The 24,470-nt window shown below is 69.7% G+C and carries 28 protein-coding genes and 1 pseudogene; 7 read left to right on the top strand and 22 right to left on the bottom strand.

Features of this window, described 5'->3' with window-relative positions:
* Position 1: 1 nt before the first annotated feature.
* Positions 2 to 535 (top strand): alkyl hydroperoxide reductase, encoded by a 534-nt coding sequence (locus G3I77_RS15990; protein ID WP_248504321.1) that lies wholly within the window; start codon positions 2 to 4, stop codon positions 533 to 535.
* 82 nt (positions 536 to 617) lie between these two features.
* Here G3I77_RS15990 and G3I77_RS15985 read toward each other — a convergent pair whose 3' ends face one another.
* From G3I77_RS15985 to G3I77_RS15970, 4 genes are all read right to left on the bottom strand, one after another.
* Positions 618 to 1,925 (bottom strand): AI-2E family transporter, encoded by a 1,308-nt coding sequence (locus tag G3I77_RS15985; protein WP_248504319.1) that lies wholly within the window; start codon positions 1,923 to 1,925, stop codon positions 618 to 620.
* Between the two features lie 136 nt (positions 1,926 to 2,061).
* Positions 2,062 to 2,763 (bottom strand): transglycosylase SLT domain-containing protein, encoded by a 702-nt coding sequence (locus G3I77_RS15980; RefSeq protein ID WP_248504317.1) that lies wholly within the window; start codon positions 2,761 to 2,763, stop codon positions 2,062 to 2,064.
* A gap of 421 nt (positions 2,764 to 3,184) precedes the next feature.
* The gene (locus tag G3I77_RS15975; protein ID WP_248504315.1) at positions 3,185 to 4,510 is read right to left on the bottom strand and encodes a PhoH family protein; all 1,326 of its coding nucleotides are present in this window, start codon (positions 4,508 to 4,510) and stop codon (positions 3,185 to 3,187) included.
* 356 nt (positions 4,511 to 4,866) lie between these two features.
* Positions 4,867 to 5,640, bottom strand: a complete 774-nt coding sequence (locus G3I77_RS15970; protein WP_248504313.1) for an isoprenyl transferase — start codon at positions 5,638 to 5,640, stop codon at positions 4,867 to 4,869.
* A gap of 822 nt (positions 5,641 to 6,462) precedes the next feature.
* Here G3I77_RS15970 and G3I77_RS15965 point away from each other — a divergent pair.
* Positions 6,463 to 7,632, top strand: coding sequence for a winged helix DNA-binding domain-containing protein (locus tag G3I77_RS15965; protein ID WP_248504311.1), 1,170 nt, complete (start codon positions 6,463 to 6,465; stop codon positions 7,630 to 7,632).
* 56 nt (positions 7,633 to 7,688) lie between these two features.
* Here the strand turns inward: G3I77_RS15965 and G3I77_RS15960 are convergent, their stop codons facing one another.
* The 7 genes from G3I77_RS15960 to G3I77_RS15930 form a co-directional block, all read right to left on the bottom strand.
* Positions 7,689 to 8,552, bottom strand: a complete 864-nt coding sequence (locus G3I77_RS15960) for a methyltransferase domain-containing protein (RefSeq protein WP_248504309.1) — start codon at positions 8,550 to 8,552, stop codon at positions 7,689 to 7,691.
* Between the two features lie 186 nt (positions 8,553 to 8,738).
* A complete protein-coding gene (locus tag G3I77_RS15955) occupies positions 8,739 to 9,200 on the bottom strand; it encodes a GNAT family N-acetyltransferase (protein ID WP_248504307.1) in 462 nt (153 codons plus the stop codon).
* Between the two features lie 36 nt (positions 9,201 to 9,236).
* On the bottom strand, positions 9,237 to 10,115 hold the full coding sequence (locus G3I77_RS15950; RefSeq protein ID WP_248504305.1) for an LLM class flavin-dependent oxidoreductase: 879 nt from the start codon (positions 10,113 to 10,115) through the stop codon (positions 9,237 to 9,239).
* A gap of 82 nt (positions 10,116 to 10,197) precedes the next feature.
* A complete protein-coding gene (locus tag G3I77_RS15945; RefSeq protein ID WP_248504303.1) occupies positions 10,198 to 10,746 on the bottom strand; it encodes a hypothetical protein in 549 nt (182 codons plus the stop codon).
* 118 nt (positions 10,747 to 10,864) lie between these two features.
* Positions 10,865 to 11,194, bottom strand: coding sequence for a hypothetical protein (locus tag G3I77_RS15940; RefSeq protein WP_248504302.1), 330 nt, complete (start codon positions 11,192 to 11,194; stop codon positions 10,865 to 10,867).
* A 74-nt stretch (positions 11,195 to 11,268) separates the two neighbouring features.
* Positions 11,269 to 12,297: a hypothetical protein gene (locus G3I77_RS15935; RefSeq protein ID WP_248504300.1), complete on the bottom strand. Its 1,029-nt coding sequence runs from the start codon at positions 12,295 to 12,297 to the stop codon at positions 11,269 to 11,271.
* Positions 12,294 to 12,953 carry a hypothetical protein gene (locus G3I77_RS15930; protein ID WP_248504298.1) on the bottom strand — a complete coding sequence of 220 codons (660 nt, stop codon included), beginning with the start codon at positions 12,951 to 12,953 and terminating at the stop codon, positions 12,294 to 12,296. The genes G3I77_RS15935 and G3I77_RS15930 overlap by 4 nt, the downstream gene beginning before the upstream one ends.
* Before the next feature lie 256 nt (positions 12,954 to 13,209).
* On the opposite strand from G3I77_RS15930, the gene G3I77_RS15925 reads away from it, so the two are divergent.
* Positions 13,210 to 13,593 (top strand): DUF192 domain-containing protein, encoded by a 384-nt coding sequence (locus tag G3I77_RS15925; RefSeq protein ID WP_248504296.1) that lies wholly within the window; start codon positions 13,210 to 13,212, stop codon positions 13,591 to 13,593.
* A 20-nt stretch (positions 13,594 to 13,613) separates the two neighbouring features.
* On the opposite strand, the gene G3I77_RS15920 is transcribed toward G3I77_RS15925, so the two are convergent.
* From G3I77_RS15920 to G3I77_RS15900, 5 genes are all read right to left on the bottom strand, one after another.
* A complete protein-coding gene (locus G3I77_RS15920; protein ID WP_248504294.1) occupies positions 13,614 to 14,045 on the bottom strand; it encodes a hypothetical protein in 432 nt (143 codons plus the stop codon).
* Positions 14,042 to 14,752, bottom strand: coding sequence for a hypothetical protein (locus G3I77_RS15915; protein WP_248504293.1), 711 nt, complete (start codon positions 14,750 to 14,752; stop codon positions 14,042 to 14,044). Before G3I77_RS15915 ends, G3I77_RS15920 begins: the two co-directional genes overlap by 4 nt.
* Positions 14,753 to 14,789: 37 nt before the next feature.
* The gene (locus tag G3I77_RS15910; protein ID WP_248504292.1) at positions 14,790 to 15,140 is read right to left on the bottom strand and encodes a hypothetical protein; all 351 of its coding nucleotides are present in this window, start codon (positions 15,138 to 15,140) and stop codon (positions 14,790 to 14,792) included.
* Between the two features lie 115 nt (positions 15,141 to 15,255).
* Positions 15,256 to 15,678, bottom strand: a complete 423-nt coding sequence (locus G3I77_RS15905; protein ID WP_248504291.1) for a hypothetical protein — start codon at positions 15,676 to 15,678, stop codon at positions 15,256 to 15,258.
* A 41-nt stretch (positions 15,679 to 15,719) separates the two neighbouring features.
* Entirely contained in the window at positions 15,720 to 16,391 is a 672-nt protein-coding gene (locus tag G3I77_RS15900; RefSeq protein ID WP_248504290.1) for an SDR family oxidoreductase, read from the bottom strand.
* Between the two features lie 149 nt (positions 16,392 to 16,540).
* Between G3I77_RS15900 and G3I77_RS15895 the strand changes: the two genes are divergently transcribed.
* Positions 16,541 to 17,233 (top strand): TetR/AcrR family transcriptional regulator, encoded by a 693-nt coding sequence (locus G3I77_RS15895; protein ID WP_248504289.1) that lies wholly within the window; start codon positions 16,541 to 16,543, stop codon positions 17,231 to 17,233.
* Between the two features lie 99 nt (positions 17,234 to 17,332).
* Positions 17,333 to 17,551: pseudogene (locus G3I77_RS15890) on the top strand (hypothetical protein); the annotation flags it as partial.
* A gap of 179 nt (positions 17,552 to 17,730) precedes the next feature.
* Here G3I77_RS15890 and G3I77_RS15885 read toward each other — a convergent pair.
* From G3I77_RS15885 to G3I77_RS15870, 4 genes are all read right to left on the bottom strand, one after another.
* Positions 17,731 to 18,165: a hypothetical protein gene (locus G3I77_RS15885; protein WP_248504288.1), complete on the bottom strand. Its 435-nt coding sequence runs from the start codon at positions 18,163 to 18,165 to the stop codon at positions 17,731 to 17,733.
* 162 nt (positions 18,166 to 18,327) lie between these two features.
* Positions 18,328 to 19,056 (bottom strand): Imm52 family immunity protein, encoded by a 729-nt coding sequence (locus G3I77_RS15880; RefSeq protein WP_248504287.1) that lies wholly within the window; start codon positions 19,054 to 19,056, stop codon positions 18,328 to 18,330.
* An 18-nt stretch (positions 19,057 to 19,074) separates the two neighbouring features.
* Positions 19,075 to 21,558 carry a Tox-REase-5 domain-containing protein gene (locus G3I77_RS15875; RefSeq protein WP_248504286.1) on the bottom strand — a complete coding sequence of 828 codons (2,484 nt, stop codon included), beginning with the start codon at positions 21,556 to 21,558 and terminating at the stop codon, positions 19,075 to 19,077.
* A gap of 421 nt (positions 21,559 to 21,979) precedes the next feature.
* On the bottom strand, positions 21,980 to 22,474 hold the full coding sequence (locus tag G3I77_RS15870; protein ID WP_248504285.1) for an ATP-binding protein: 495 nt from the start codon (positions 22,472 to 22,474) through the stop codon (positions 21,980 to 21,982).
* A 284-nt stretch (positions 22,475 to 22,758) separates the two neighbouring features.
* On the opposite strand from G3I77_RS15870, the gene G3I77_RS15865 reads away from it, so the two are divergent.
* Positions 22,759 to 23,610, top strand: a complete 852-nt coding sequence (locus G3I77_RS15865) for a helix-turn-helix transcriptional regulator (protein WP_248504284.1) — start codon at positions 22,759 to 22,761, stop codon at positions 23,608 to 23,610.
* 10 nt (positions 23,611 to 23,620) lie between these two features.
* Positions 23,621 to 23,815: a hypothetical protein gene (locus G3I77_RS15860; protein WP_248504283.1), complete on the top strand. Its 195-nt coding sequence runs from the start codon at positions 23,621 to 23,623 to the stop codon at positions 23,813 to 23,815.
* Between the two features lie 66 nt (positions 23,816 to 23,881).
* On the opposite strand, the gene G3I77_RS41195 is transcribed toward G3I77_RS15860, so the two are convergent.
* Both G3I77_RS41195 and G3I77_RS15850 read right to left on the bottom strand, forming a co-directional pair.
* Positions 23,882 to 24,196, bottom strand: a complete 315-nt coding sequence (locus G3I77_RS41195; protein ID WP_374385398.1) for a hypothetical protein — start codon at positions 24,194 to 24,196, stop codon at positions 23,882 to 23,884.
* Between the two features lie 15 nt (positions 24,197 to 24,211).
* The coding region (locus G3I77_RS15850; RefSeq protein WP_248504282.1) for a transposase at positions 24,212 to 24,470 on the bottom strand (259 nt) is incomplete at its 5' end.

Here is a 24,470-nt window from a genome sequence, read left to right as displayed (position 1 = left end):
CATGTCGCTGGATGCCCTGAAGTCCGCGATACCGGACTACGCCAAGGACCTGAAGCTCAACCTGGGCTCGGTCATCGGCAACTCCGACCTGCCGGCCCAGCAGCTGTGGGGCACGGTGCTGTCGACGGCGATCGCCTCGCGCTCCCCGATCGTGCTGCGCGAGCTGGAGCCGGAGGCGAAGGCCAACCTGTCTCCGGAGGCGTACACGGCGGCCAAGGCCGCCGCCGCGGTGATGGCGATGAACAACGTCTTCTACCGCACGCGGCACCTGCTGTCGGACCACGAGTACGGCAACCTGCGCGCGGGCCTGCGGATGAACGTCATCGGCAACCCGGGCGTCGACAAGGTCGACTTCGAGCTGTGGTCCTTCGCGGTCTCCGCCATCAACGGCTGCGGCATGTGCCTGGACTCCCACGAGCAGGTCCTCCGCAAGGCCGGCCTCGACCGCGAGGTCGTCCAGGAGGCGTTCAAGATCGCCTCCGTGATCCAGGCGGTCGGCGTCACGCTGGACGCCGAGGCGGTTCTGGCCGAGTAACCCCCGGCCGCACGCCTCGCATGGCAGGGCCCCGTCCACCTGACCGGTGGACGGGGCCCTGCTGGTGTTCCGAGCTCCGGGACTACTCCGAGGGCGTCTGCGGGGTCGGCTCCGCGCTCACCGCCGTGGCCCCGCGCGGCCGCACCGCATGCCGTAGCGCGGTCCTCTGCGAGTACGCCCGCAGATACCCGGCGACCGTGTTCGTCACCGCCACCAGCGGCACGGCCACCACCGCACCGCCGATCCCGGCCACCACTCCCCCACAGGCCACCGCCAGCACCACCGCCAGCGGATGCACCCGCACGGCCCGCCCCAGGATGAACGGCTGCAGGATGTGCCCCTCGATCTGCTGCACCGCGAGCACCACCGCCAGGGTCATGACGGCCGTGAACACCCCCTGGGTGACCAGCGCGACGACCACCGCCAGCGCCCCGGACACCACCGCACCCACCAGCGGGATGAACGCGAACAGGAAGATGAACACCGCCAGCGGCACGGCCATCGGCACATCGAGGAAGTAGATCCCCAGCCCGATGAAGATCGCGTCGATCAGCGCGACGATCACCGTGCCCCGCACATACGCCGTCAGCGTCCGCCACGCCGCCGGACCGGCTCCGGCCACTCCCGGCCGCGCCGCCGCCGGCACCAGCTTCAGCGTCCACTCCCAGATCCGCTTGCCGTCGTAGAGCAGGAACAGCGTCGCGAAGACCGCCAGCAGGATCCCGGTGAGCGCCTCGACGACCACCGTCACGCCCTCCAGACCCGCCGAGGTGATCTGGTCGGTGTTCGCACCGACCGCCTCACGCAGATTCGTGGCGATCTCGTTGATCTGCTTGTCCGTGACGTGGAAGGGGCTGTTCAGCAGCCAGTTCCGCAACTCGTCGATGCCGTCCTGGATCTGGCCCGAGAGGTCGTCGATGTTCTCCATGACCTGCCAGGTCACGAACCAGCCGATGAGGCCGATGATGACGAAGCCGAGGATGGCCGTCAGCGCGGTCGCCGGCCCGCGCGGCACACCGTGGCGCCGCAGCCGCGCCACCGTCGGCTGCAGAATCGCCGTGATGAGCAGCGCGATGACGAACGAGAGCACCACGAGCTGGACGGCGCTGATGACCCGCATCAGCACCCACACGGTGCCCGCGAGGACGAGGAGCCGCCAGCCGGCCTCGGCGGCGACCCGTACCCCCCACGGCACGGCCAGCGCGGGATCGGGGCGGGCGGCGATGTCGGGCGCGTAGTCCGGGGGCGGCGGCACGTGTTCGTCGGCGAGCGTCCGGGACTCGGGGTCGTCCTGCTCCCGTTCGGCCTCGGCGCGGCGTTCGTTGTACCGCTCGCTCATCTCGGTCAGGCCGGCTCCGAGCCGGCCGAGCCACCCTGGCACTCGCGACATGATCCGTCCTTTTCCCCCGTCTTGGCGCACCACTCCCCCGGGGAGCCGTCCGTCCGACCGTACATGGCGCGAGCCCCGCACCGGACGACGGTGCGGGGCTCGCGGATACGACGGGTTCGGCCGTGGGCCGGTCGGCTCAGTACCAGTTGTTGGCCTGCCAGAACGACCAGGCCTCACAGGGGCTGCCGTAGCGGTCGTTCATGTAGTTCAGGCCCCACTTGATCTGGGTGGCCGGGTTGGTCTGCCAGTCGGCGCCGGCGGACGACATCTTGGAACCGGGCAGCGCCTGGAACATGCCGTAGGCCCCGGAGGAGGGGTTGACCGCCTTGTAGTTCCAGTCGGACTCGTGGTCCACGATGTTGCTGAAGCACTGGAACTGACCCGACGGCACCATCTGCCGTGCCATGGCCTGGAGCTGGGCGATGCTGTAGGAGGTCGCGACGGGGAAGTCGGAGACGTCCTTGGAGCGGCTGGCGGCTGCCTTGGCCTCCGCGCGCTCCTTGGCTTCCTTTGCCGCCTTCTCGGCCGCCTCCTTGGCGGCCTCCTTCTTGGCGATGGCCGTCTCGGCGGCGGCCTTGCGGGCGGCCTCCTCGGCGTCCTTCTTCGCGCTCACGTCCGCCTGGATGGCCTGCGCGTCGGCCTGCTGCGTCAGGGACGCGGTCTGCACCTGGGCCTGCTGGCCCGCGGGGATGTCCGCGAGCAAGGTCGCGCCGCTTGCCGTCGCTTCGGCGTCGTTGTTCTGCGCGGTGCTGCCCGAGGCAACGCCGACGACGCTTCCGACAGCGGTGACCGCCGTGGCCGAAGCCACTGCGAATCCCCGGACCGAGATCCGGCTCACACGGTTTTCCTTCCAGCATCGCCCGCTTCGGTGACCCTCGCGGACGCAATCGTGCCCCTGGCACTGGCCTCCCCAACTGCGGGGTCACGGGAGGCGCGGGCCCGGTGGGCAACTCCCCCGAGGGGAGCGCCGCGTGTTGCGCGGGCGGCATACGACATCGCTATGCAGTTGATGCTGTTGCTTTTGTGGTGCCGTACCGCTGGGGGTACAGGTGTGTCGTATGCGGGGCCTGACAGGAGTGAGACTCTGCCGTACCACGACGGGGCAAGGCAATTCCGCGTTGCGTGTGAAAGCTCACATCCCGTTTGACGTAGGAAATTCCACGGAACGGCCACACGCGAAGGCGCCGCCCGGCTAGGCTCTTGGCCTTTTCCGGACGGCGCCAACTATCGCGTAACCGCCACTCCTTGCTACAGGACGGTCAGATCTGCCCGTCTTCGAGCATTTCGGTCACAAGGGCGGCGATCTGGGACCTCTCGGACCGCGTCAGGGTCACGTGCGCGAAGAGCGGATGACCCTTCAGCTTCTCGACGACGGCGACGACACCGTCGTACCGGCCGACCCTGAGGTTGTCCCGCTGGGCCACGTCATGGGTGAGGATCACCCGTGAATTGGCCCCGATCCGGGACAGAACGGTAAGAAGTACGTTCCTTTCCAGCGACTGGGCCTCGTCCACGATCACGAACGCGTCGTGCAGCGAGCGTCCGCGGATGTGGGTGAGCGGCAGGACCTCCAGCATCCCGCGCGCGGTGACCTCCTCGATGACCTCACGGGACGTGACCGCGGAGAGGGTGTCGAAGACCGCCTGCGCCCAGGGGCTCATCTTCTCGGCCTCGGACCCCGGCAGATAGCCGAGCTCCTGCCCGCCCACCGCGTACAGCGGACGGAAGACCATCACCTTCTGGTGCTGACGGCGCTCCAGCACCGCCTCCAGGCCCGCGCACAGCGCCAGCGCCGACTTGCCGGTGCCGGCCCGGCCGCCCATCGACACGATCCCGACGTCCGGGTCGAGCAGCAGATCGAGCGCGATCCGCTGCTCCGCACTGCGGCCCTTGATGCCGAACGCCTCACGATCCCCGCGTACGACACGGATGTTGCCCTCGGGCGTGACCCGCCCGAGTGCCTTGCCGCGCTCCGACTGGATCATCAGGCCCGTGTGCACCGGCAGGTCGGCGGCTTCGGGGACGTGGACGTGCCCCTCCTCGAAGAGGATGTCCACCTGCTCACCGGGCAGGGTCAGTTCGGACATTCCGGTCCAGCCGGAGGAGTCCGTGATGGCGAGCTCCGCACGGTACTCCTCGGCGAGGAGTCCGACGGAGGACGCCTTGATCCTGAGCGGGAGGTCCTTCGACACGACGGTGACGTCGAACCCCTCGGCCTGCAGATTGCGGGCGACCGCGAGGATGCGGGAGTCGTTGTCCCCCAGGCGGTAGCCGCTGGGCAGCACGCTGGGGTCCGAGTGGTTGAGCTCGACACGGACGGTCCCGCCGAGGTCCCCGATCGGGATGGGGGCGTCGAGGCGACCGTGCCGGACCCGGAACTCGTCGAGCAGACGCAGGGCCTGCCGGGCGAAGTAGCCGAGTTCGGGATGGTGCCGCTTGGCCTCCAGTTCCGTCACCACGACGATGGGGAGCACGACCTCGTGCTCGTCGAAGCGGTTCAGGGCGTTCGGATCGGCCAGCAGGACGCTGGTGTCGAGAACATAGGTGCGCCGGTCGGGCTTGTGGCGCTTTGTGCTGGTCACCACGGAAGGACGTACCCCCTCGGATGAGGTCGGGGAGCGACGGAGTGGAGCTGGACCGGTCGTCGGCCGCCCTGCGCGGGCCGAAAACCGGCCCTCCGCCTCTTCGTCCGTGCTGTGACCGCACGATCGGGCTGGTGCAAAGGGCCTCCCGGGCGGACGGCCCCGTGCCGTCCGCTGAGATCCGACACCCGTGGTTCGGGCGTCGACCTGACTGGGTTATGCCCTCGAACGAGCGTCGCCATGCCACGGCATATGACGGCGAGCCGGTGAACTCCGTGTTACGTGCGTCTTCAGCGGGGTACCGGGAGGTGTTGCGACGTGGGACGTCCCGCGTCCGCGGTGTCCGGTGACGGGGTGTTTCAGCCGCCGAAGCGCCGGTGGCGGGCCGCGTAGTCGCGCATGGCGCGCAGGAAGTCGACCTTGCGGAACGCCGGCCAGAACACGTCGCAGAAGTAGTACTCGGAGTGCGCGGTCTGCCAGAGCATGAATCCGGACAGCCGCTGCTCGCCGCTGGTGCGGATCACCAGGTCGGGGTCGGGCTGGTCGCTCGTGTAGAGGTGACGCCCGATCATGTCGATGTCGACGGCCTCGGCGAGCGCCTCCATCGAGGTGCCCTTGTCCTGGGCGTCGAGCAGCATCGACCGCACGGCGTCGGCGATCTCCTGGCGGCCGCCGTAGCCGATGGCGACGTTGACCACTATCCCGTCGACGTGCGCGGTGGTCTCCTCGGCCTCCTTGAGGACCGTCTGCATCCCGGAGGGCAGCAGGTCCGGCGTGCCGACGTGGTGCACGCGCCAGCGGCCGTCGGCGGCCAGGGTGCGGACGACGTCCTCGATGATGCCGAGCAGGGGGACGAGCTCCTCCTGCGGCCGGTCGAAGTTGTCCGTGGACAGCAGCCAGAGGGTGACGACCTCGACATCGGTCTCGGAGCACCAGCCGAGGAACTCCTCGATCTTTCCGGCACCGGCCCGGTGACCGTCGACGGTGCTGGAACCGGCGGCCTTCGCCCAGCGCCGGTTGCCGTCCATGATGACGCCGATGTGCTTGGGCACCTGAGCGTGGTCCAGGTGACCTTCCACCCGGCGTGCGTACAGCCTGACCAGCAGGCCACGCAGCTTGTCGCGCAGGTTCACGTGATTGTCAGCCCCTCCGGTACGGATCGGACAGGCCGCGGCGTGCGGCCCGGTCGTGGCCGCGGGCGGTCCCTGCCCGTACGGCAGTCCCCGGAGGCGAAGCCTACCCCCGCTGCGGCCGTGGGCCGCCAATTGGGGCGGAACGAACGGTTCCGGCCGGGGGTTCGAGCCGCCCGGCGGAGCAAGAAAAACGGGCCGGTCCGTGGGGGGGAGACGGACCGGCCCGAGGGGGGGTTTCCACCATAACCCTTCGTAAGTGATGCTGCGTGCATCGGCGTGCCACAACTACTCTCCGGAGCCGCCCGGCGACGCGGCGGTGCCCGCGGAACCTCTCGTTCAGGGCGCGCTTCTGCCCGGAGCAAGGCCCATACGCTGGGAAATCGGGCGCCCCGGGGGCCGGATCCGGAGGATTTGCCGCATCTTGGGGGCCGCTCGGGTGACTTGCCCCGGCTTCCCTCCGACGGGTGACCCGGCCGCGCGTATCCGCTTGACCCGGAGCCGACTCCTGGGCCGTCCGCGATTCACCGCTTTGCCGACTCGACATCGCCGCCGCGCCGGTTCGAGGGGGAGGCCCTGGCACCGCGCAGCCCCCTCCACTGCGCGGTACCGCCCGCGCAGCTTTGCTCACGCGAATTGCCACGTCCGAATTTACGTGAGCGGCGACGCGGAGGCGAGCCGCGGGCGATAACGATGTGAAAACTCTCGTCGGAAGATGCGCAAGTGCAGTGAGCGAGAGGAGTGACCCGACGATCGGCGCGGATCGACCCGGCTTTAAGGGTCCTTAGGCCAGGATCTGTCCTCTTCCCCGTCTAGCGTCGCACCATGACGACGACCGTGGAGATCACGTGGGACGCGGCGAGCGCGCGCCGGGCGGAGCGGCAGTTCCTGGCCGGGCCGGCCGGGACCGGCACGCCCGTGGCCGAGGTGGTCGGAGCGATGCTGGGCGCGCACGCGCAGGTGCTCTCCGCGGCGGAGCTGTCGGTGGGGATACGGGCGGACGGGGTGACCCGGGCGGACGTGCGGGCCGCGCTCTGGGACGACCGGTCCCTGGTGAAGACGTACGGCCCCCGCGGCACGGTCCATCTCCTCCCGGCCCGTGAACTCCCCCTCTTCTCGGCGGCGCTGACCGCGGTACCGACCGGGCCGAGCCCCTTCCCGCCCGGCGTACGGCTCACCGAGGAGCAGGCCGACGAGGTCGTGACGGCGATCGGCGACGCGCTCGACGGGAGGTACCTGACCCTCGACGAGCTGTCCGAGGAGGTCGTCGCCCGTACGGGCCCCTGGGCCGGTGACCGCGTGATGCCGGCGTTCCAGGACCTGTGGCCGCGCTGGCGTCAGGTGATGCACCGGGCCGGCTGGGCGGGCGCGCTGTGCTTCGGACCGAACCGCGGCCGCAAGGCGACGTACACGCGCCCGGTACGGGGGGAGCGAGGCGAGCGCGGGGCGGATGCGGGGAATGCCCTGTCCGCGTTCGTCGACCGCTATCTGCACGCGTACGGCCCGGCGACACCGCAGCACTTCGCGCGCTGGCTGGCGGCGCCGCCCGGCTGGGTCACGGCCCTGTTCGGTGAACTGGCCGCAGCGGGCCGTATCGAGGAGGTCCGCTTCGAGGGGGCACCGGCGTGGGTGGCGGCGGGCGACACCGCTTTCCCGGACGGCCCGGCCCGGGGTGTGCGCCTGCTCCCCTACTTCGACGCGTTCGTCGTCGCCGGGCAGCCCCGCGATCGGCTGTTTCCCGGAAAGGCATACCAGCGCGCCCTCGGGGGCGGCCAGGCGGGCAACCACCCGGTGCTGCTCGTCGACGGTGTGGTGGCGGGGGTGTGGCACCAGCGGCGCCGGGGCCGTCGTACGACCGTCGCGGTCGAGCCGCTCGTCCGGCTGACGGCGCGGCAGCACCGGGAGCTGGGCGAGCAGGTCGAGCGGGTGGGCGAGGTGCTGGAGGCGACGCCGGAGCTGGTGGTGGGAGAGGTGACGGTGGGGCCGCACGCGTGATCATGCGCTTGGTGCGCGTCAGGCCGGCCGGTGCATGATCATGCGCACGGTGCGCATCAGCCCGGCTTGCGTGCGTCGAAGAGGTGACGGGTGCTGTGGGCGACGAAGGGGCCCTCGGCCTGGATGCGCTCGTGCAGCTCCCGGAGCCGCGGCTCGTACGCCTCGACGGAGAAGCCGGGGACCATCCAGACCACCTTGCGCAGGAAGTGCACGACCGCGCCGATGTCGTGGAACTCCATGCGCAGCCGCTCCGCTCGCAGACCGACGACGTCGAGCCCGGCGGCCTCGGCGTCGGCACGCTCACGGTCGGGATGGCGGGCGCTGCGCACGTCGTCCGGCTGCGGCCCGAGGAAGTACTCGACGAGTTCGAAGACGCTGCCCGGGCCGACGTGCTGGGCGAAGTAGGTCCCGCCGGGCTGGAGGACGCGGGCGATCTCATCCCAGTGCGGGCGGACGGGATGACGGCTGACGACCAGGTCGAAGGCGCCGTCGGCGAAGGGCAGGAGGTCGTCCTCGGCGGCGGCGACGACCGCGACGCCGCGGGGACGGAGCAAGGCGGTCGCCTTGGCGACGTTGGGCGGCCAGCCTTCGGTGGCGATGGTGAGGAGGGGTGGGTTGGGGGCGGCGGTGTCGGTGGTGGGCTCGGCTGGAGTCTTCGCTGGGGATTTGGCTTCGGCTGCGGCCTTGGAGAGGGCGAAGTCCAGCACCTCTCCTCCCCCGGTCTGCACATCGAGCACGGCACTCGCCCGGCTCAACCGCTCGGCCATCGACACGGCGTATCCCCAGGAGGGGCGTGCTTCCGTCGCCCGCCCCTCGAACCAGGAGAAGTCCCAGCCGTCCGTGGGGACGGAGGCGCCTTCGGCGAGGAGGTCTTCGAAGGTGGTGGGGCGTGAGGGGTGGGATTCCTGCTGCTCTGCCATGGGGGAATGGTGGCAGGGGGCCGGGCGGGGACGCTCGGCAATTGATGTGTCAGAGGCGGGGCAGTACGGAGGCGTGGTCAGCGGACCGGGGTATCCCATCGGCAGCTGGGCGAGGGTGTTGACTTCGCCGTGCGCGATGGCGTGCCGGCGAGTTGCCGAGGCGGGGCGACGGCCTGCGGTGCCTTCTCACGGGAGGACGAACACGACGTGCTCGTCCTCGCCGTGCCGTACCGTGCCGGTCCGCTGGAAGCCGTGCTTCTCGAGGAGGCGTACGGAACCGGTGTTCCCACCGGCGGGGTCGGCGTACAGAGGCCGGTTCTGCTCCCGGTCCAGGAACAGGGCCAGGGCCCGGCTGCCGATACCGCGGCCCCAGTACGGGCGTCCGAGCCAGTACCCGAGGAAGCGGCGGTCCCCGTCCCACCAGGCGACGACGCTGCCGGCGACCTCACCGTCGACGGTCACGGCCTGCACGAAGACGGTGTCGTCCCCGAGGACCTTGGTCTTCCAGTGCCGCAGGAACGCGTCGCGCGGCCGAGGCGTGAACCTCGACCGCCGAACGGCTTCCGGATCATGCTCGTACGCCAGCAGGTCCTCCAGGTCGGCTTCCACAACGTCTCGCAGACGCACGTCCACGTCGTCCTCGCTCATGCCCGGAGTGTGCCAGCCGGCACTGACAACGAGCCCTCAGGGAACCAGGGGACGCACGTCCTCGGCCGCGAACCGCACGAAACCCTCCGGGTCGGGCTCGTCCGCGGTCGGCTGCAGCACGACGCTGTCGGCCCCGGCCTCGACCAGCCGCTCGACGGCTTTCGCGACGGCCCCGGCGTCTCCGGCGACCCCGAGGTCCGGAACCGCTTCGAGCCCTTCGGCCGCGAGCTCGGCGCGCAGCCGGGCGGCGGCGCCGGGCCCGGTGGCGGTGAGCAGATAGACGACCAGGGGGTGGGGCCCGGCCGCACGACCGGCCGCCGCGCGCCCCTCGTCGACGAGCTGCCGCGCCTTGCGCACGCCCTCGGCGTTGGTGGCGGCGGTGAGGATGGTGCCGTCGGCGGCCTCGCCGGTGAGCCGCAGCGACCGCGGCCCGGTGGCCCCGGCCAGGACCCCGCTGTGCGGACCCTCCGGCGGCCAGTCGAGAGCGACGTCGTCGAGCTTGACGTACCGCCCGTCGACCGTGACCCGCTCGCCGCCCAACAGGGCCCGCAGCGCGATGAGATGCTCCCGCAACAGGGTGACGGGCGACTCGACCCGGGCGCCGACCTGCCCCATCCAGTCCTGCACGCCATGCCCCACGCCGAGGATCGCCCGCCCGGGGAACATCCGGTGCAGCGCGGCGGCCTCCATGGCGGTGATGGCAACGTTCCGCAAGGGCACGGGCAACAGCCCGACCCCGACCCGCACGTGCTCGGTCCACGCGAGGGCTGCGGCGGCGGTGGAGATACCGCCCTCTCTGAAGCAGTCCTCCCAGAGCCAGAGCTCTTCGAGACCGGCCGCGTCTGCGACTCGAGAGACAGCTTTCAGTCGTTCGGGGGCAAGTTGGGGGCGGAATACGGCGCCTAGTGGGGTCATGCAGCCGTTCTTACCCGGTTGGGGAGACGCCCAACAACGTGTTTACGGCCTCGGGAAGCGGAGCTGGCAGTCCTGGAAAGGATCAGTTCTCCACGGCACCTGGTGCCATCGGGGACGGCCCCTCGACCCGGACGCCTGCGCGACAGGCGCGTTCGACGGCCTGCGGGCCGGCTCCCTGTGCTCCGGCAGAAATGCCTTTGCAGCTCAGGCACTGGCAGATGACATAGAGGCGTCGAGGGCCGGGGACTGCGATGACGCCGGCGAAGCGGGGGTCCCCCGCGAACCAGACCTCTTCGACCTGTGATGCCTTTGCCGGCTTCACGCCTGGGCCAAGACGCCTGACCCAGAACGTCGCCCGGAGGTGGGAACGCATCACGATGCCAATCTCGGCGGTGCGTTCAGGATCGGGGAACTTCAGCCAGACGTCAGCCGGCCCGGCCTCCGGAATCCTTCCGATGCCGCATTCCGGGTTCTTGTAAACCTGCCACGGATATTCCCGGAGAAGACGACGTGCACGGAAGGCCCAGACGAAGTACGCGGGCTGCAGGCAGGTCCGGTAGAACGCGTAGAGCATCGGCACGAAGAACAGCCACAGGGCCCAGGTCGGCGATCTGACGTACCAGGCCAGCATTCCCACTCACGCAGCCGGCCAAAGAGCCTGGCCGAGGATCGCGCAGGCAATGAGCTTCGTCCAGGCCCGACGCGTAGCTGAGTCTTCCCAGGCTGTGGTGTAGGAAATGTTGGCCATGTCAATCCTCGTCGGACACGTCTGGGAGCGGGTTGTCAAAGGTCACTGTCTGGGCGATATCCCGGAGCAGGGCACGGTAGTGCTGCGCACGTCCGATCGCCGCAGTGGCCAAGGTGAGCACCACCACCCGCACAGCGTCGGGACACGGAACGTATGCGGTGACCTGGAGCAGCTCCCGCTGAAAAAGCGCAGACTCCGGCGGGGCGGTCAGGCGCTCCTGTACGAGTGACGCCGGGCCGCAGGGAAGGTCGAGACTCTCGATGTGCTCGGCACGCTCGCTGCCCACGGCCGCGCGGGCAGCGATGACCTTCCGCGGAGCCCGGTTGGTCACCCGCCACGTGACAGTGAAGAACGTTATGCATTCAGCTGGCCGGGCGGGCGGGGCGGTCGGGTCCGAGGCTCGGCTCAGCGGTTGACGGCCTGGATCTCCTGTACGACGACGTCCTGGGTCGCGCCGAACGTGCCGTCGGGGAGGTCGCCGCTTGCGCCGCCGCTGCCGGTCCAGTCGATCTCCCAGGTGATGGTGGCCTGGAGGGGGTACGTGCCGTTGCCCGAAGAGCGCAGGTACCTCACTCCGCAGGGCGGCGTCTGGTCGGCCTTGCCCTTGGCGTAGGGCTGGCCGATGCGGTCGTTGTTGACTTCGCAGACGCCGGAGGCCGGGTAGGTGACGGCGTCCTTGGTGCCCGGCTCGATCCTGAGGGACACCGGTTTCGCGGTCGCGGTCGCCGAGATGCCGATGACCGGTACGGACGCGGTGACGGACACCGGCTTGAAGTCGGCAGCGTCCAGCCAGGCCCAAGTCGGCAGGTTGACCTTGGTCGCGGCGGCGGGCGCCAGGGTGACTTCGGTGCTGGGGACGCGGATCTCCGCGTAGGCGAGTTCGGCGAGGACCTTCGGAGTGACGGCGTTCTCGATGTTCGCCGGCGGAGGGTCGCCCTGGTCCACCCAGAAGATGGGTTCCTCACAGGAGTCCCAGCCCGGAGGGAAGTCCTTGTTGACGAAGGAGTCCCAGAAATAGCCCTTCCCGGTCTTGTCCTTGTTGAAGTCCTTGTACGGGTGCCCCTTGACGTACCTGTCGCGCTGCTCGGCGTCCCACTGGTAACCCGTCGAACCGGCCTCCCAGGTCGGTTCAAGGTACTTCTGCAGCTGTTCGGGGGTGTACTTCGGGGCGTACCAGCAGGGGGGCGGAGTCCAGGACGTGGACGACGTGAGCGCGCCCGCGGAGTTGCCGCTGCCGTTCTTCGAACGGTCGAAGACGACGCCGCCCACGGTGACGGAGACGGTGCCGTCTTTGCCTGCGTTGGCCTCCTGGGTGGCGCCTTGTGTGTCGCCACCCAGGGTGTCGTCAGCGGTCGCCACTCCAGGCAGGGCCAGGAGCGACCAGCACGTGCCGGCTGTGAGCACCGCGGAGAGCCTCTTCAACGGGCGCTTCATGGCTGGCACTTGGGGCTCCCACTCTGCGAGACCATCTTCTGGATCACCCAGACGCCCTTGTCGTTCTTCTTGAGCGACGTGTGGTAGATGACGTAGCTCTTGGCGGTGACCTCGGTCTTCTTGGCCTTGTCGGTCTTGAGGTCCTTCACATACGCCTTGCCCTGGTCCTCGCAGTAGCTGAGGGAGGCCGTGCCGTCCTTGTCGACCGCTACCTGCGGAGCGTAGAAGCGGTATGCGCCGGTGATGGCCGCCTTGTGGTCGACGTAGTTCTGGACGAACTTCTGCGTGCCGGCGGCTGCCTCCCCCTCGTAGTAGTAGAGGTACGCCTTGTCGAGGGCGTTCTGGTTGACGATCGCCAGGTCGACGGCCTTGATGGACTGCTCGCCGTCGGCCAGGATCGCGTCCTTGTCCTTGTCCCCGGTCTTGGGCCAGTCGAAGGTGTAGGAGAGGTCTGAAGGCAGCTCGATCTTCGGCCGGTCAGCTGAGTCCGCAGCGCTCGGCGAGGGGGAGGGCGACGCCTTGTCCCCTGTGTCGGCGCCCGCGATCTTGTCGTTGTCCTTGCCCTTGGAGCTGTCATCGCTCCCGCACGCGGACAGCGTCAGGGCCGCAGCGGCGGTCAGCGTGAGCGCTGCGAGGAGGGTGGGGCGGCGGTTCACGGTTCGGCTCCCGGTCAGAGGCGAGGCTTCTCTTGAGCGAACCAAAGCTATCCAGCGGGGTGCAGCCGCACCAGGGTGAAGCTGGTCAACTGGAGCGGAGTATGGGGAGGAATCGGCGATTCGTCGTCCCGTTCCGGCCGTAACGGTTGCATAACGCGCCAATGGGTTGGCCAACAGTGGTGCCGTGCGGGGCGTTTCAGTCAGGAAGCAGCAAAGAGTTGCGTGTCGGCAGACGGCGCGGTCGGAGGGGGTCCGGATGGGGCGGCGTTGGCGGGACGGGCGTGGGGAGCTGGTCGTTCACGGGGGTGATGGAGGGCCGTCCGTCAGGGTGCCGCTGGAGATCGCCACCTCCTATCGGGCTCGCACCAGGGGGTTGTTGGGACGCGGCCGCATCGACGGGGCGATCCTCCTCTCCCCCGCGAGCAGCGTGCACACCTTCCGTATGCGCATGCCGATCGATGTCGCCTATCTCGATCGCGGCCTGCGCGTCATCGACGTGTGCACCATGCGGCCGGGGCGACTGGGGATGCCTCGGCCGCGGGCCCGGCATGTGGTGGAGGCGGAGGCCGGGGCGATGGGAAAGTGGGGGGTACGAGAAGGGGCTCGGATGGAGGTTGTCGTGGAAGGGGAGGAGGGTTAGGGCCTCGTTCAGGGGGACTTCTACGGCAGGTCGCTCACCCGCACGTGCGGAAGTTGGGAGACCGCGGAGTCGACCGCGTCGATCGTGTGCACCGGTGGTTCGTCGTCCGTCGAGTACAGCCGGGCGCGGACCGACTGTCCTGTCGAGGTCGCCAGCCAGTAGGCCGACGGAGGAAGGTCCTTCTCGGCCGGGTAGAGGACGGGAACGCCCAGCGCCGTAGCCAGGCGGCGGGCGAGTTCCGGTTCCTTGGGGTCCTCGTTGACCAGGGTGTCGTCGCCGCGCAGTCTGATGTAGCCACGCAGGACAGGTGCGCTCCAGTCGCGCCGACCCTGGTCGTCGTCCCTGTCGGCCACGTCCACGTCGACGCCTTCCGTCCGCACGGCCTCCGCCAGGGCATCGGCGAGCGAGGCGGGCGGAATCGGCATCCCGGCCATCAGCAGGCCATAGATCATTCGCTCCCCAGGTCGTAGAGCGTGCTCTGTGCGGCTTCCGCGTTCTCCCAACTCGCCGGCCCGTCCGGCTTCACCGACAGGCGCTCCAGTGCCGCCCTGGCCTCCGGGCCGCCCATCGCTCCGAGCAGTTCGAGGGCAGAGTCGGCACCGATGTCCTCGGTCACGCAACGCTCGGCCAGGCCCACCGCCCAGTCGGCGAATCGACCCGGGTCAGCTTCGAGAGCCAGCCAGCGGAACACCGAGTCGGCGATGTCGTCCCGCAGCGACGGGATCAGGGCCAGCATCGCCGCTTCGACGTGCCGCACGACATGCCGGTGCAGCGGATACAGCTGCGGTCGGTCCCGCCACGCGCGGACCAGCTCGTCAACACCGGACCAGGTCACCTGGCTCGGGCGGGGCATGCTCTCCCCGACGGCCTGGTGGAATTCCTCCCACACTTGCCACAGCAGGCCGGGGGACGGCGGCTGAGGCACCTGCGGGGCCAGTGCCGGATCCTCCAGGAGCACGGTCAGCACGCGGTGGGCTTCGGCCAACCGCTCGTCGGTGCGGGGCAGTTCCGCGACCCGCCTCCAGTCGCTCCCGTCCCAGGGCTGGGGCAGGGACCGCAGGGCGTGGGGCAGGACGTAGTCACCCTCCGGGTCGCGCCACCGCGCGACCTGCGGATCCCACATCTCCTCGGCATTCGGATCCGTGCCCGGCTCACTCATCCCTGCGTCCCACCAACGTCTCGTCTCCGTCGTCCGCTCAGTCGATGCCCAGGTACGCCTTGGCGCGCTCCGGGTCCTTCATCTTGGACCAGTCGATCTGCGGGCCCAGGCCGCTGACGACGAGGGCCGCGATGACGGCGGCGACGACCGCGATGAGGCCGGCGTACTCCACCGCCGTCTGGCCCTCGTCCTGGCGCCAGCGGATCATCCGGGGCAGGGAGAAGGGGCGGCGTTCGGCGCGCTCCCGGTCGGGGAGGCGGTACCAGTCGCGGCTCTCCTCTCGGGTGAGGAAGTAGAGGACGAGGAGTGGGAGGAAGAGCTGGGTTGTGTCACCGCGTCCGGTTCCCCGTTCGCCCGGCGACGGAGGACGGCGGCACCGCCGATGCACGTGGCAAGGATGGCTGCCACAAGGACGAACGCCCACACGGGCGCGTCCACTGCGCGCAACGCCAGCGCGCAGAGCACGCTCACGACAGCAACGACCAGCGCCGCTACGTTGTTCCTCATGGCCCCTCAGTACTTGCAGTTCTTGTCACTGACGATCTTCCACTTGCGCTTGGAACCGAACTGCCGAGTATCAGCCCCTTGGCGGCCTTGGGCCCGTTGCGCCGGCCGAACTCACCCAGCAGGGCGGCGACTTCCTCAGAGTCCTCGACGACCGTCGGGACGGCGCCGTGGTCCTGGCCCCGGATGCGCAGCCGGACGGCGGACCCTTGGCGCAGGCTGGGGATCCAGCCGAGCTGGGAGGACATGGCGAGCACCGTGCCGGGATCCCAGTCGAAGTAGCCGATGGGGACCGTGAATTCGCGACCCGTCCTGTGCCCCTTGTACGTGAGCAGCATCAGGCGCCCGCTCAGCGGCTTGTGGAAGCGGGAGGCGAGCAGCGGCCGTACGACCTTGTTGGCGGCTCGGAAGATCTTCACCATGGGTGGCCTGGCCGTGTTCGCCGCGGGCGTGCCGGAGGTGCTCACCAGATGCCGCCGGGGACGGTGTGGACGATCTCGGCCTGGTCGCGCTTGGTGTACGCGTCCCAGTAGTGCTCGGCGATGGTCTCGGGCTCGGTGCCGGGACCGCTGCCGATGAACACCCCGATCGCCACGTGCGCGGCGTGCACACCGCGCTCGGCGAGGTCGACGCCCAGGGTCATGGCGTAGTTGCGCAGGGCCGCCGCCGCGACGCCGATGCTGCCGAACGCGCCGCCCAGCGGCCGGACCGAGGAGGCGCCCGTGGAGAACAGCAGGGTGCCACTGCCACGTTCGAGCATGGCGGGCAGCACCTGACGGACCGCGGCAACCGCTCCGTACAGGTAGTAGTCGAGCTGCTTGTGGAGGTCCTGCGCCGTGGCGTCGACTGCGGCGGCGCCGGCGAGAGTGGGGTCGGCGGGCGAGTACTCCAGTACGTCGACGGCCCCGAACCGGCCGGCGACCGCGGCGAGCGCCGACTGGAGCGAGTCGGGACGCGTCACGTCCGCGGCGAAGCCCGCGGCCTCGATGCCCTCCTCGGCGAGCCGCGCGGCGAGCGCGTCGAGCTTGTCCTGAGTCCGGGAGACCAGGGCGACCTGGAAACCCTCCCTTCCGAAGCGGCGGGCGATGGACAGGCCCAGGCCGGGGCCTGCCCCGATGACGGCGATGACGGGCATGGGTGGTGCTCCTCTGGTCGGACGGGCTGGACAGATGAGGGGCACCTCCCGCCCCGACAGCGGTCAGGACTGAAAGTCGAGGGCTGCCTCATGTTCTTGGATCGTAGCAGAGAATATGAGGCACCCCTCCGGTTGGTAGGCTGGGTGACATGGCCATCGACTCTCCGTCCGCCTCCGCCGGGAACCCGGCCCCTGTCCGCCCACTGCGGCGCGACGCGCAGCGCAATCGCGAGGCCCTGCTCACCGCGGCCCGCTCCTGCTTCGCCGAGCAGGGCATGGAGGCTCCCCTGGAGCAGGTGGCCAAGCGGGCCGGGCTGGCCATCGGCACGCTGTACCGGCACTTCCCCACCCGACTGGACCTGGTGCAGGCAACCTTCGCCGGGAAGCTGGCCGTCTGGCGGGAGGCCGCCGAGAAGGCCGTCACCATGGACGACGCCTGGGCGGGGCTGTGCCACTTCCTGGAGACCATGTGCGAACTCCAGTCACAGGACCGGGGGTTCAACGACCTGGCCTCCATACGGTTGCCGGAGAGCGCCTGCCTGGCGGGCGCCCAGACCCGCATCCGCGAACTCGGTGTACACATCGTCGAGCGTGCGCAGGAGCAGGGCAGCCTGCGCCCCGACCTCACCCCCGAGGACCTTGCCTTCGTCATCTGGTCGCACAGCCGCGTCACCGAGGCCACCCACGCCATCGCCCCGGACGCCTGGCGCCGCCACCTTTACCTTCTGCTCGACGGCTTCCGAACCGACCGCGCCCACCCGCTGCCGGCGCCGCCGCTCACCGAGGAGCAGCTGTACCGCGCCATGATCAGCCTCGGCGGAAACGGGGCCTGCGGCGCCTGACCGTCGGGACGCGCGTTGTCTCAAGGCGCCGCGGGGAGCCCCTTCCCGGCGACCAGGCCGAGCCGGTACGCCTCCGTCCCCGCGACGCAGAGTTCGTGGCCGATCGATGCCGCCTATCTCGATCGCGGCCTGCGCGTCATCGACGTGTGCACCATGCGGCCGGGGCGGCTGGGGATGCCTCGGCCGCGGGCCCGGCATGTGGTGGAGGCGGAGGCCGGGGTGATGGGTGAATGGGGGCTGCGGAAAGGGGCTCGGGTGGAAGTTGTCGTGGCGCGGAGTCAGGCGCACGACGCCGACGCCAGTAGTACCCGCTCATGACATTGGTGTCGGTCGGCTGATCGGTGGCACGCCGCCGCGCACAGTGTGTCGGCGGCCAGTGTTGTGGAAGCGCGACCGGGGGACGAGTGCGTCGGCGCGTGGTAGGCCCACTCGGACTGCCTTCCGAACAGGGGGTCAACCGCGAGCAGCCCGTGCGCCTAACCGGGGGCCTCTCGCTCCTACGTGGGGAACCCCTCCCTGGAACCGGTCACTCCCGCGAACAGCACGACCGGCTCCTCCTTGTCCTCATGACCGACGCTCGCGGCGAGCAGACGGTCGCCGACCCGCCAGTACAGGAGGTCGCCGAAGTATCCGCTCTCGCACAGGTCCCGGAAGAAGGGCGAGAGGTCGTCGTCGTCCGGATCCATGAAGGCGTAGGCGTAACCCTCCATGGACAGGGTGGCGTGCGGACCCCATCGGGCGTCCAACGCGGCTGCCAGATGCTTCAGCTCCCCCGCGAACTCCTCACTGGTCCGCATGAGCTCGTCCCAGTCGTCGTTCGGCGGAGCGAAGTCACGGCTCTCGCGCAGGGTCACGAGGTGGTAGGCGTCGCTCCCGGTCAGGGGGCGCGCGAGGAGTTCGTCGATCTGGGCGAGGTACTGCTGCACGATCACCGAGGGGCCTCACTGCTTCGTCGTTCACCGCCGGCTCTCCAGCTCGGCGATGGGGCAGCCACTGTCCGGGCCGACAGCCGACAGCCGACAGCCGACGGCGTCAGCGGCGCCTCGTCGCCGGACACGGTCCGGGGGTCTCGAACCGCTCGCCGGCCCTCATCGTCACAGCTTCGCACCCGTCGCGGGTACGGGCATGGGTTCCAGGGCGCCGCTCTCGGCGAGGGCCTTGTGGGCGGCGAGGACCGTTTCGGTGGCCGGGGTCTCGCCAGGGTTCGGCGCGAGGTCCAGGACGAGGCCGCCGTGCTCGGTGGGCAGCCGCCGGGCCGTGAAGTCGTCGGGGACGCGCGCGGCGCGGTTCTCGGAGAGGTAGACCGACCAGCCGCAGCGGGGAGCGGGAGCCGACAGACCGTAGGTCGCCTTGACGGTCTTGAACAGTTCACGATCGTAGGCGAGACCGGTGTCCGGGTCCCAGGCCTCCGCCAGCGCGGCGAGGGTCTCGGCGAGACGGTCCGCGAGCGGAGGGGCCGACGCCCCGGGCCCGGGGAAGAGCTTCACGATCACGAAGAACGGGCTGTGCTCGTCCGTGCCGCCCGCCGAGATCCACACCTGGACGTAGCCACCGTCCTGCCGGCGGCCGACCACGTGAGCTGTCCAGCCGATGATCTCGACGTCATCATGGGTGTTTGCCGCCTGGAGCGCTGTCGCGAACGCACCCGCACGCCGGGGCACCAGTGGGCCGGGGCCGTCATGGTCCACGTCCCAGCGCCACTCCGTCAGCTCGTCGTCAGACAGCGCCGTCAGCCGGGCGAGGAGAACCAACCAGCGTTCCGCCTGCTCCTGCGGCGTCTCAGACCTGGCCCACCAGTGCACAGCCACCGTCACCGCACTCATGATCCGCACTCCCGTCTTTTACTTCTCCCACGGCGTGTACTTGACGACCACCGCGACACCGGCTTCGTCGAAGGCTTCCTCTGCCGCCTCGGCCACCGCCTTGTTGGAGAAGTTCCACTCGACCGGCTTCCCGTTCGCTGCGCTCAGCTGCCGCCGCGCCTGCTCGACGAACTTGTTCGCTTGAGCGGGTTCGAGCGTGCCGTCCGCCCGCACCTTGTTGCCGTAGCCGAACTTCGCCTCGACGTAAGTCTGCCGTGACGAGTCCCAACCGTCGAAGTCGACGTCCCTGCCGGTCTTCGGGTCCTTGACAGCGTATTCCTTACCGCGCTTCACCTTGGAGACCTGCTCCTGGTAGCGCATCCACACCTCTGACTTCGGCCAGTACGCCACCGCCTTCTTGGCCTTCCAGTGACCGTCGCCACCATCCTTGGAGCCCTTCCGCGGGTTCTTCAGGTCGTTGTACCAGGACGGCTTCTTCCACTTGGCGACCTTCTTGCGGCTTTCCTCCTTCTTCGCTTCCTTCTCGGCCTTCTCGGCCTCCTCCGCCTGCCGGCGGGCTTCCTCGGCCTGCTTCTTTGCCTCTTCGTCGCAGCCGCCCTCGGCCAGCACGACGTACGGGGAGCGGGACCCGCCGGCGGCGAGGACCGTGGTGCCGCCGCCGGCCGACCCGGTCAGGCCCGGGGTGTCGCCGTACGGGGTGCGGCGGCCGGGAGCGGAGGCGATGGCGCAGCCGGACTTCCTCGCCCTCTCCTCGGCCGCGTCCGCCGCCTCGTCGGCCTCCTTCGCTGCTTTCCCGGCGGCGTCAGCGTCTCCGGCTTTGGCTGCCTTCTTGGCATCCTCCGCCGCATTCGCCGCGTTCTCGGTGAGCTTGCCGAGCTTGCCCAGCTTGCCGAGTTTCTGAACGATCTTGGCTTCGCCGTAGCCGGGGATGAAGAGCGAGCCGATGTTCCAGGCGACGTTCGTGACCGCGCGGGTCTTCTCGCCGTTGTTCCACTGGTCGCGGACCTCGTCGCCCACGAACACGTCGTCCAGGACCTTGACGCCGGCGTTCCACGACGCGCCGCCCCAGTCGGTGAGCGCGTCGAAGTAGTCGCCGTTCTCCCACTTCTCGCCCGCGTCCCTGGCGTCCTCGGACCACTGGTCGCCCAGCGAGCTGCCGTAGTCCTTCAGGCCCTCCCACGCCTCACCCGGGTTGGTGACCGTGTCCCAGATGCCCGTGACGTCACCCCAGATGCCGTCGACGAAGAGGCCCTGCCCCACCTGCTTGAACTGGTCCCCGACACAGCGGAAGAAGGCCCCGACGCCGGAGGTGCAGCCCTCGCCGCCTTCGTCAGCGCTGTCCTCGGCGGCCTGCTCGTCCTCCTCCCATCCCGGCTCGCCCTCTGCTGCGTCGTTCTTCTCCTCGTCCGTCTCCTCGGTGTACGAAGCGCCGGTGTCCTCGCCGGGGACGCCGCCGGTGACACCGCCGGATCCGCCGTCGCCGCCCTGCGAGGCGGAGCCGCTCCCTCCGCTGTTCCCGCCGGTCTGGCCACCCGGGCCGGATCCGCCGTCGCCCTGACCTCCGGAGTCGGCTCCGCCGGGCCCGGTTCCTCCGGTGCCGCCGCTCCCGGTACCGCCGTCACCCGATCCGCCGTCCTCGTCACCCTGGCCGCCGTTGCCCTGACCGCCGTTGCCCTGACCGCCGTTGCCCTGATCACCCTGGCCCTGATCACCGTCGCCTTGATCACCCTGGCCCTGGCCCTCCTGGTCCTGGCCGGCTGCTCCGGAACGGTCGGGCCCCTCACCGTCGGGCCCCTCACCGTCGGTCCCGTCCGCGCCGTCCCCGGCCTGAACCTCCTCGCCGCCGTTTCCCGTCGCCGCCGGGCACGCCGTACCGGTGACCTTGCACACCGCCGACTGAATGCCGGTGAAGATCTGCGTCCCAAGCCCGCCGACCACCAGCGCGGCAATGATCGCCGCGACCACGGCCACCAGCCCCGCGTACTCCACCGCCGTCTGTCCCTCGTCCCGGCGCCAGCGGATCATCCGCGCCACCGAGAACGGGCGACGATCCGCTCGCTCCGGATCCGGCAGCCGGAACCGCTCCCGGCTCTCCCGACGGGTCAGGAACACGACGATCAGGATGGGCAAGAAGAGTTGCGTGAAGCCCCGCCCCGAGCCATCTCCAACGTTGCCCAGAGCGGCGACGATCAGCCATGCCTGCAGGACGAGAAGGCCCCGCCACACCCACACGCCGCCTGACCACGACCTGCGCGCGAGCACCCATCCGATCGTGCCCGGCGCCGCCGCGAACGCCACCTGCGCCAGCAGCCGACCGTCCACGGCGTCCAGCGACGCCGCCGTCAACAGCAGACCGATCCCGCCCAGCACCGAGAACGCGAACAGCGTGTGGACGAGCACCAACGCGACCGACAGCGGCCCGGGCAGCTCCCGGCGCCGTCCATTCCCCGTCGACGGCCCATCACCGTCCCCCCACACCGGAACGCCCCCGAACGCAGACATGCCACTCCTCAACTCGCCGAGCAGGAGGATGAGTCAGGGGAAGAATGGCCGTAGGGATGCGCCTCCAGGGCATGATGCAGAGGCGGCTGCGGCTGCGGCTGCTGGTATGTCGAGTCGTGGCGGGTCTCCGCCCTGGAGCCCGCACGCGCACGTCATACAGCCTCGGCTGCACGGTTCCGTCGGCCCGTGAACACGGAACCGCTGCCGCGTCCGGCTGTTCCGGATGACCTCGATCCCCCTCGTCAATCCAGGTCCAGAGCGTAACGCTCGGTCACAGCAGGCCACCTGGGCCCACGGACCCAACCTCAGGCCTAATTCCTGTGAGGTGTGGGCCTGTTGCGGCTGGCACAAGCACCACGATTCCAGACCCGGCAGCCACGTGTCTCCGCGCCTGCGGTCCTCTGCTTCGGCGCAGAACGAGTCAGCCGTACAGGTACGAGCTCGCGCCTTCCCTCGGCAGTACCGCCCACATCCGGGTACCGCCGCCCGGTTCGCGGGCCTCGCCGAAACCCCAGTCGCCGCGGCAGGACTTCACCACGCAGGACAGGACCCGCAGGGCGGCTCGGCGACGGGACTCGCAGGCTGCGGCGAGGCGGGGGTTGAGGTGGCGGGGGTGGCCGTCGTAGAGGATCACGCGCAGGGCGCCGTCCCGGTAGCGGAGCGACATATAGACCTCGGCGACGGGGGTGAAACGGCAGGCGCAGGCCGCCAATTCGCTCACCACTTGGACCGCAGCGTCCGTCACGTCGTCGAGGGCGTGGGTTCGCAGGACCGTTCTGGTTGCGGCGCGCGCGATGGACGGGCTCTGCGGGGCCCCGGGGAGGGTGAAGCTGTAGGCGAGGGTTTCGGGGGCGGGGCGGGTGGGCGGCAGGTCCGTGGCGGACGGGGGCGGGCAGGTCGTGAAGGGTGCGGGCACGGCGGCAACTCCCTTGGCGTGCAGGTGGATGGTGAGGAACTCCGGCTCCGACTCCGAGCGGTGGCTTGTCTCCCTGACGCGAGCCAGCCCTCCCAGGGCAGGAGTGCGGGCAGGCTCGCGCGATGCGCTTCCGGTGGGCGGAGCAGTGTGATCGACCTGTCACTGACCGTACGAGTGGCGGAGTCACCGTGTCCAACGATTCAGAGATAATTACCCCCATCGTTGGTGCGTCGGGGCCCATACTCACCGGCAGACTGAGACTCACACGGTGGAGAAGGGGCGGTATGGGGACGAGAAGCACGCCGACGGAGCGCCAGAAGCGACTGGGTGCGGAGTTGCGCAGGATGCGGCTCGCAGCGGGTGTCACCACGGAGTACGCCGCCGGTCTGCTCGGCATCGACCGGACACGGCTGTCCAACATGGAGTCGGGGATCAGGCCGTTCTCGGCCGAGCGCATCCGCACGCTTGCTTGTAACTATGCCTGCGCGGACGAGACTTACATCTCAGCACTGGTCGCCATGGCCGAGGGCAAGGAGCGGGGGTGGTGGGAACAGTACCGGGGCACGCTGCCCGCCGGACTGCTGGACATCGCCGAGTTGGAGTGGCATGCCACGCGCGTGCGGACGGCTCAGGTCCTGCACGTACCGGGACTGTTGCAGACCGAGGAGTACGCCCGCGCCGTCTTCGTCGCCGTACTCCCCCGGCTGAGTCGACTCGAAGTCGAGCTGCGAGTGGCCCATCGCATGGAGCGGCAGCAGGTGTTCGACCGGGCCGTGCCGCTTCCGTACGTCGCCTACGTCCACGAGGCCGCGCTGCGCATGCCCTACGGCGACACTGAGGCGACTCGGCGACAGTTGGAGCACCTGGCCGCGCAGTCCGAGCGCGGCAACATCGATGTGCGGGTCATTCCAACGAGCGTGAGCGGCTTTCCAGGGGCCGGGCACGCACTGCTGTATGCCGACGGGACAGTACCCCAGCTGGACACGGTGCAACTGGACTCCGCGCACGGGCCGGAATTCACCGACGCAGAGGCCCAGCTCACGAAGTACCGTGCCCATCTGGACTGGATGGACGACGCGGCGCTGCGCTCGGCGGCCTCCCGCGACCTCGTCCGCAACATCGCCCGCGAACTCTGAGGGAGCCACCATGACCGCCGGCATCACCTGGGAAGAGCCCTTCTGCGGCGAGGGCAACAACTGCTTCCGCATAGGCACCGACACCGAAGGCAATGCCTACATCGCCGTCGCCGGGCAGGAGGAGCACCATCTGACCGACAGCCGTGATGCCCTCCGGACGCTCATCCGGGACATCAAGGCGGGCAAGGCCGACCACCTGCTGTAGGGCGCCCGCAACCCGCGCGGTGCGAGGCCGGTCCCGCAGCCGAGGTGCGGCGGGACCGGCCTGCCGTCAGCTCTCCGAGCGGGGAAAGGAGACCGCGACCCGGCGGTTCTTCTTGCGGCCGGTTTCCGTGGAGTTGTCGGCGATGGGGTACTGCTCGCCGATCTCCTCGGTGCCGTACTTCCAGTCCTCCTGGAAGCTCTCACACGCGGCGTCCAGGTCGTCCGTCCCCAGTCCGGTGACCGAAGCGTTGCTCAGTGCCTTGTGCAGCCCCTTCACGGAGCTACCCGACTTCCTCAACAACTTCATGAAATACGCGAGCTCGTCGTCGACGGCCGCTCCGCAATGCAGCCGCTTCCTCTTTACGCTCCCTGCTGCTTCCACGAGTAAGACGGTGTCCTATGTGGTGAGGCGGAGGAGTCGCTTGTAGCAACACAGGGCGGCGGCGAGACCGAGAAAGGCCAGGTAGTTGCGGGGATTTCGTTCGTAGCGGGGGCTGAGCCGACGGTAGCCGGACAGCCAGGAGATGGGCCGCTCGATGACCCACCGGCGGCGGCCCAATCGTTCGCTGGACTCGATGCCTTTGCGGGCGATGCGCACGCCGATGCGCTTGCCGCGTAACCATTTCCGCAGCTGAGGCACATCGTATGCCTTGTCT

This window comes from Streptomyces sp. D2-8 (genome assembly GCF_023184515.1).
Classification (GTDB): domain Bacteria; phylum Actinomycetota; class Actinomycetes; order Streptomycetales; family Streptomycetaceae; genus Streptomyces.
This window is presented reverse-complemented; position numbering and strand designations above follow the sequence as displayed.

What these genes read in the sequence shown, in the direction of transcription:
- G3I77_RS15990 (WP_248504321.1), top strand. Translation starts at nt 2, where the DNA reads ATGTCGCTGGATGCCCTGAAGTCCGCGATACCGGACTACGCCAAGGAC.
- G3I77_RS15985 (WP_248504319.1), bottom strand. Translation starts at nt 1,925, where the DNA reads ATGTCGCGAGTGCCAGGGTGGCTCGGCCGGCTCGGAGCCGGCCTGACC.
- G3I77_RS15965 (WP_248504311.1), top strand. Translation starts at nt 6,463, where the DNA reads ATGACGACGACCGTGGAGATCACGTGGGACGCGGCGAGCGCGCGCCGG.
- G3I77_RS15960 (WP_248504309.1), bottom strand. Translation starts at nt 8,552, where the DNA reads ATGGCAGAGCAGCAGGAATCCCACCCCTCACGCCCCACCACCTTCGAA.
- G3I77_RS15955 (WP_248504307.1), bottom strand. Translation starts at nt 9,200, where the DNA reads ATGAGCGAGGACGACGTGGACGTGCGTCTGCGAGACGTTGTGGAAGCC.
- G3I77_RS15950 (WP_248504305.1), bottom strand. Translation starts at nt 10,115, where the DNA reads ATGACCCCACTAGGCGCCGTATTCCGCCCCCAACTTGCCCCCGAACGA.
- G3I77_RS15945 (WP_248504303.1), bottom strand. Translation starts at nt 10,746, where the DNA reads ATGCTGGCCTGGTACGTCAGATCGCCGACCTGGGCCCTGTGGCTGTTC.
- G3I77_RS15935 (WP_248504300.1), bottom strand. Translation starts at nt 12,297, where the DNA reads ATGAAGCGCCCGTTGAAGAGGCTCTCCGCGGTGCTCACAGCCGGCACG.
- G3I77_RS15925 (WP_248504296.1), top strand. Translation starts at nt 13,210, where the DNA reads ATGGGGCGGCGTTGGCGGGACGGGCGTGGGGAGCTGGTCGTTCACGGG.
- G3I77_RS15920 (WP_248504294.1), bottom strand. Translation starts at nt 14,045, where the DNA reads ATGATCTATGGCCTGCTGATGGCCGGGATGCCGATTCCGCCCGCCTCG.
- G3I77_RS15915 (WP_248504293.1), bottom strand. Translation starts at nt 14,752, where the DNA reads ATGAGTGAGCCGGGCACGGATCCGAATGCCGAGGAGATGTGGGATCCG.
- G3I77_RS15905 (WP_248504291.1), bottom strand. Translation starts at nt 15,678, where the DNA reads ATGGTGAAGATCTTCCGAGCCGCCAACAAGGTCGTACGGCCGCTGCTC.
- G3I77_RS15900 (WP_248504290.1), bottom strand. Translation starts at nt 16,391, where the DNA reads ATGCCCGTCATCGCCGTCATCGGGGCAGGCCCCGGCCTGGGCCTGTCC.
- G3I77_RS15895 (WP_248504289.1), top strand. Translation starts at nt 16,541, where the DNA reads ATGGCCATCGACTCTCCGTCCGCCTCCGCCGGGAACCCGGCCCCTGTC.
- G3I77_RS15880 (WP_248504287.1), bottom strand. Translation starts at nt 19,056, where the DNA reads ATGAGTGCGGTGACGGTGGCTGTGCACTGGTGGGCCAGGTCTGAGACG.
- G3I77_RS15875 (WP_248504286.1), bottom strand. Translation starts at nt 21,558, where the DNA reads ATGTCTGCGTTCGGGGGCGTTCCGGTGTGGGGGGACGGTGATGGGCCG.
- G3I77_RS15865 (WP_248504284.1), top strand. Translation starts at nt 22,759, where the DNA reads ATGGGGACGAGAAGCACGCCGACGGAGCGCCAGAAGCGACTGGGTGCG.
- G3I77_RS15860 (WP_248504283.1), top strand. Translation starts at nt 23,621, where the DNA reads ATGACCGCCGGCATCACCTGGGAAGAGCCCTTCTGCGGCGAGGGCAAC.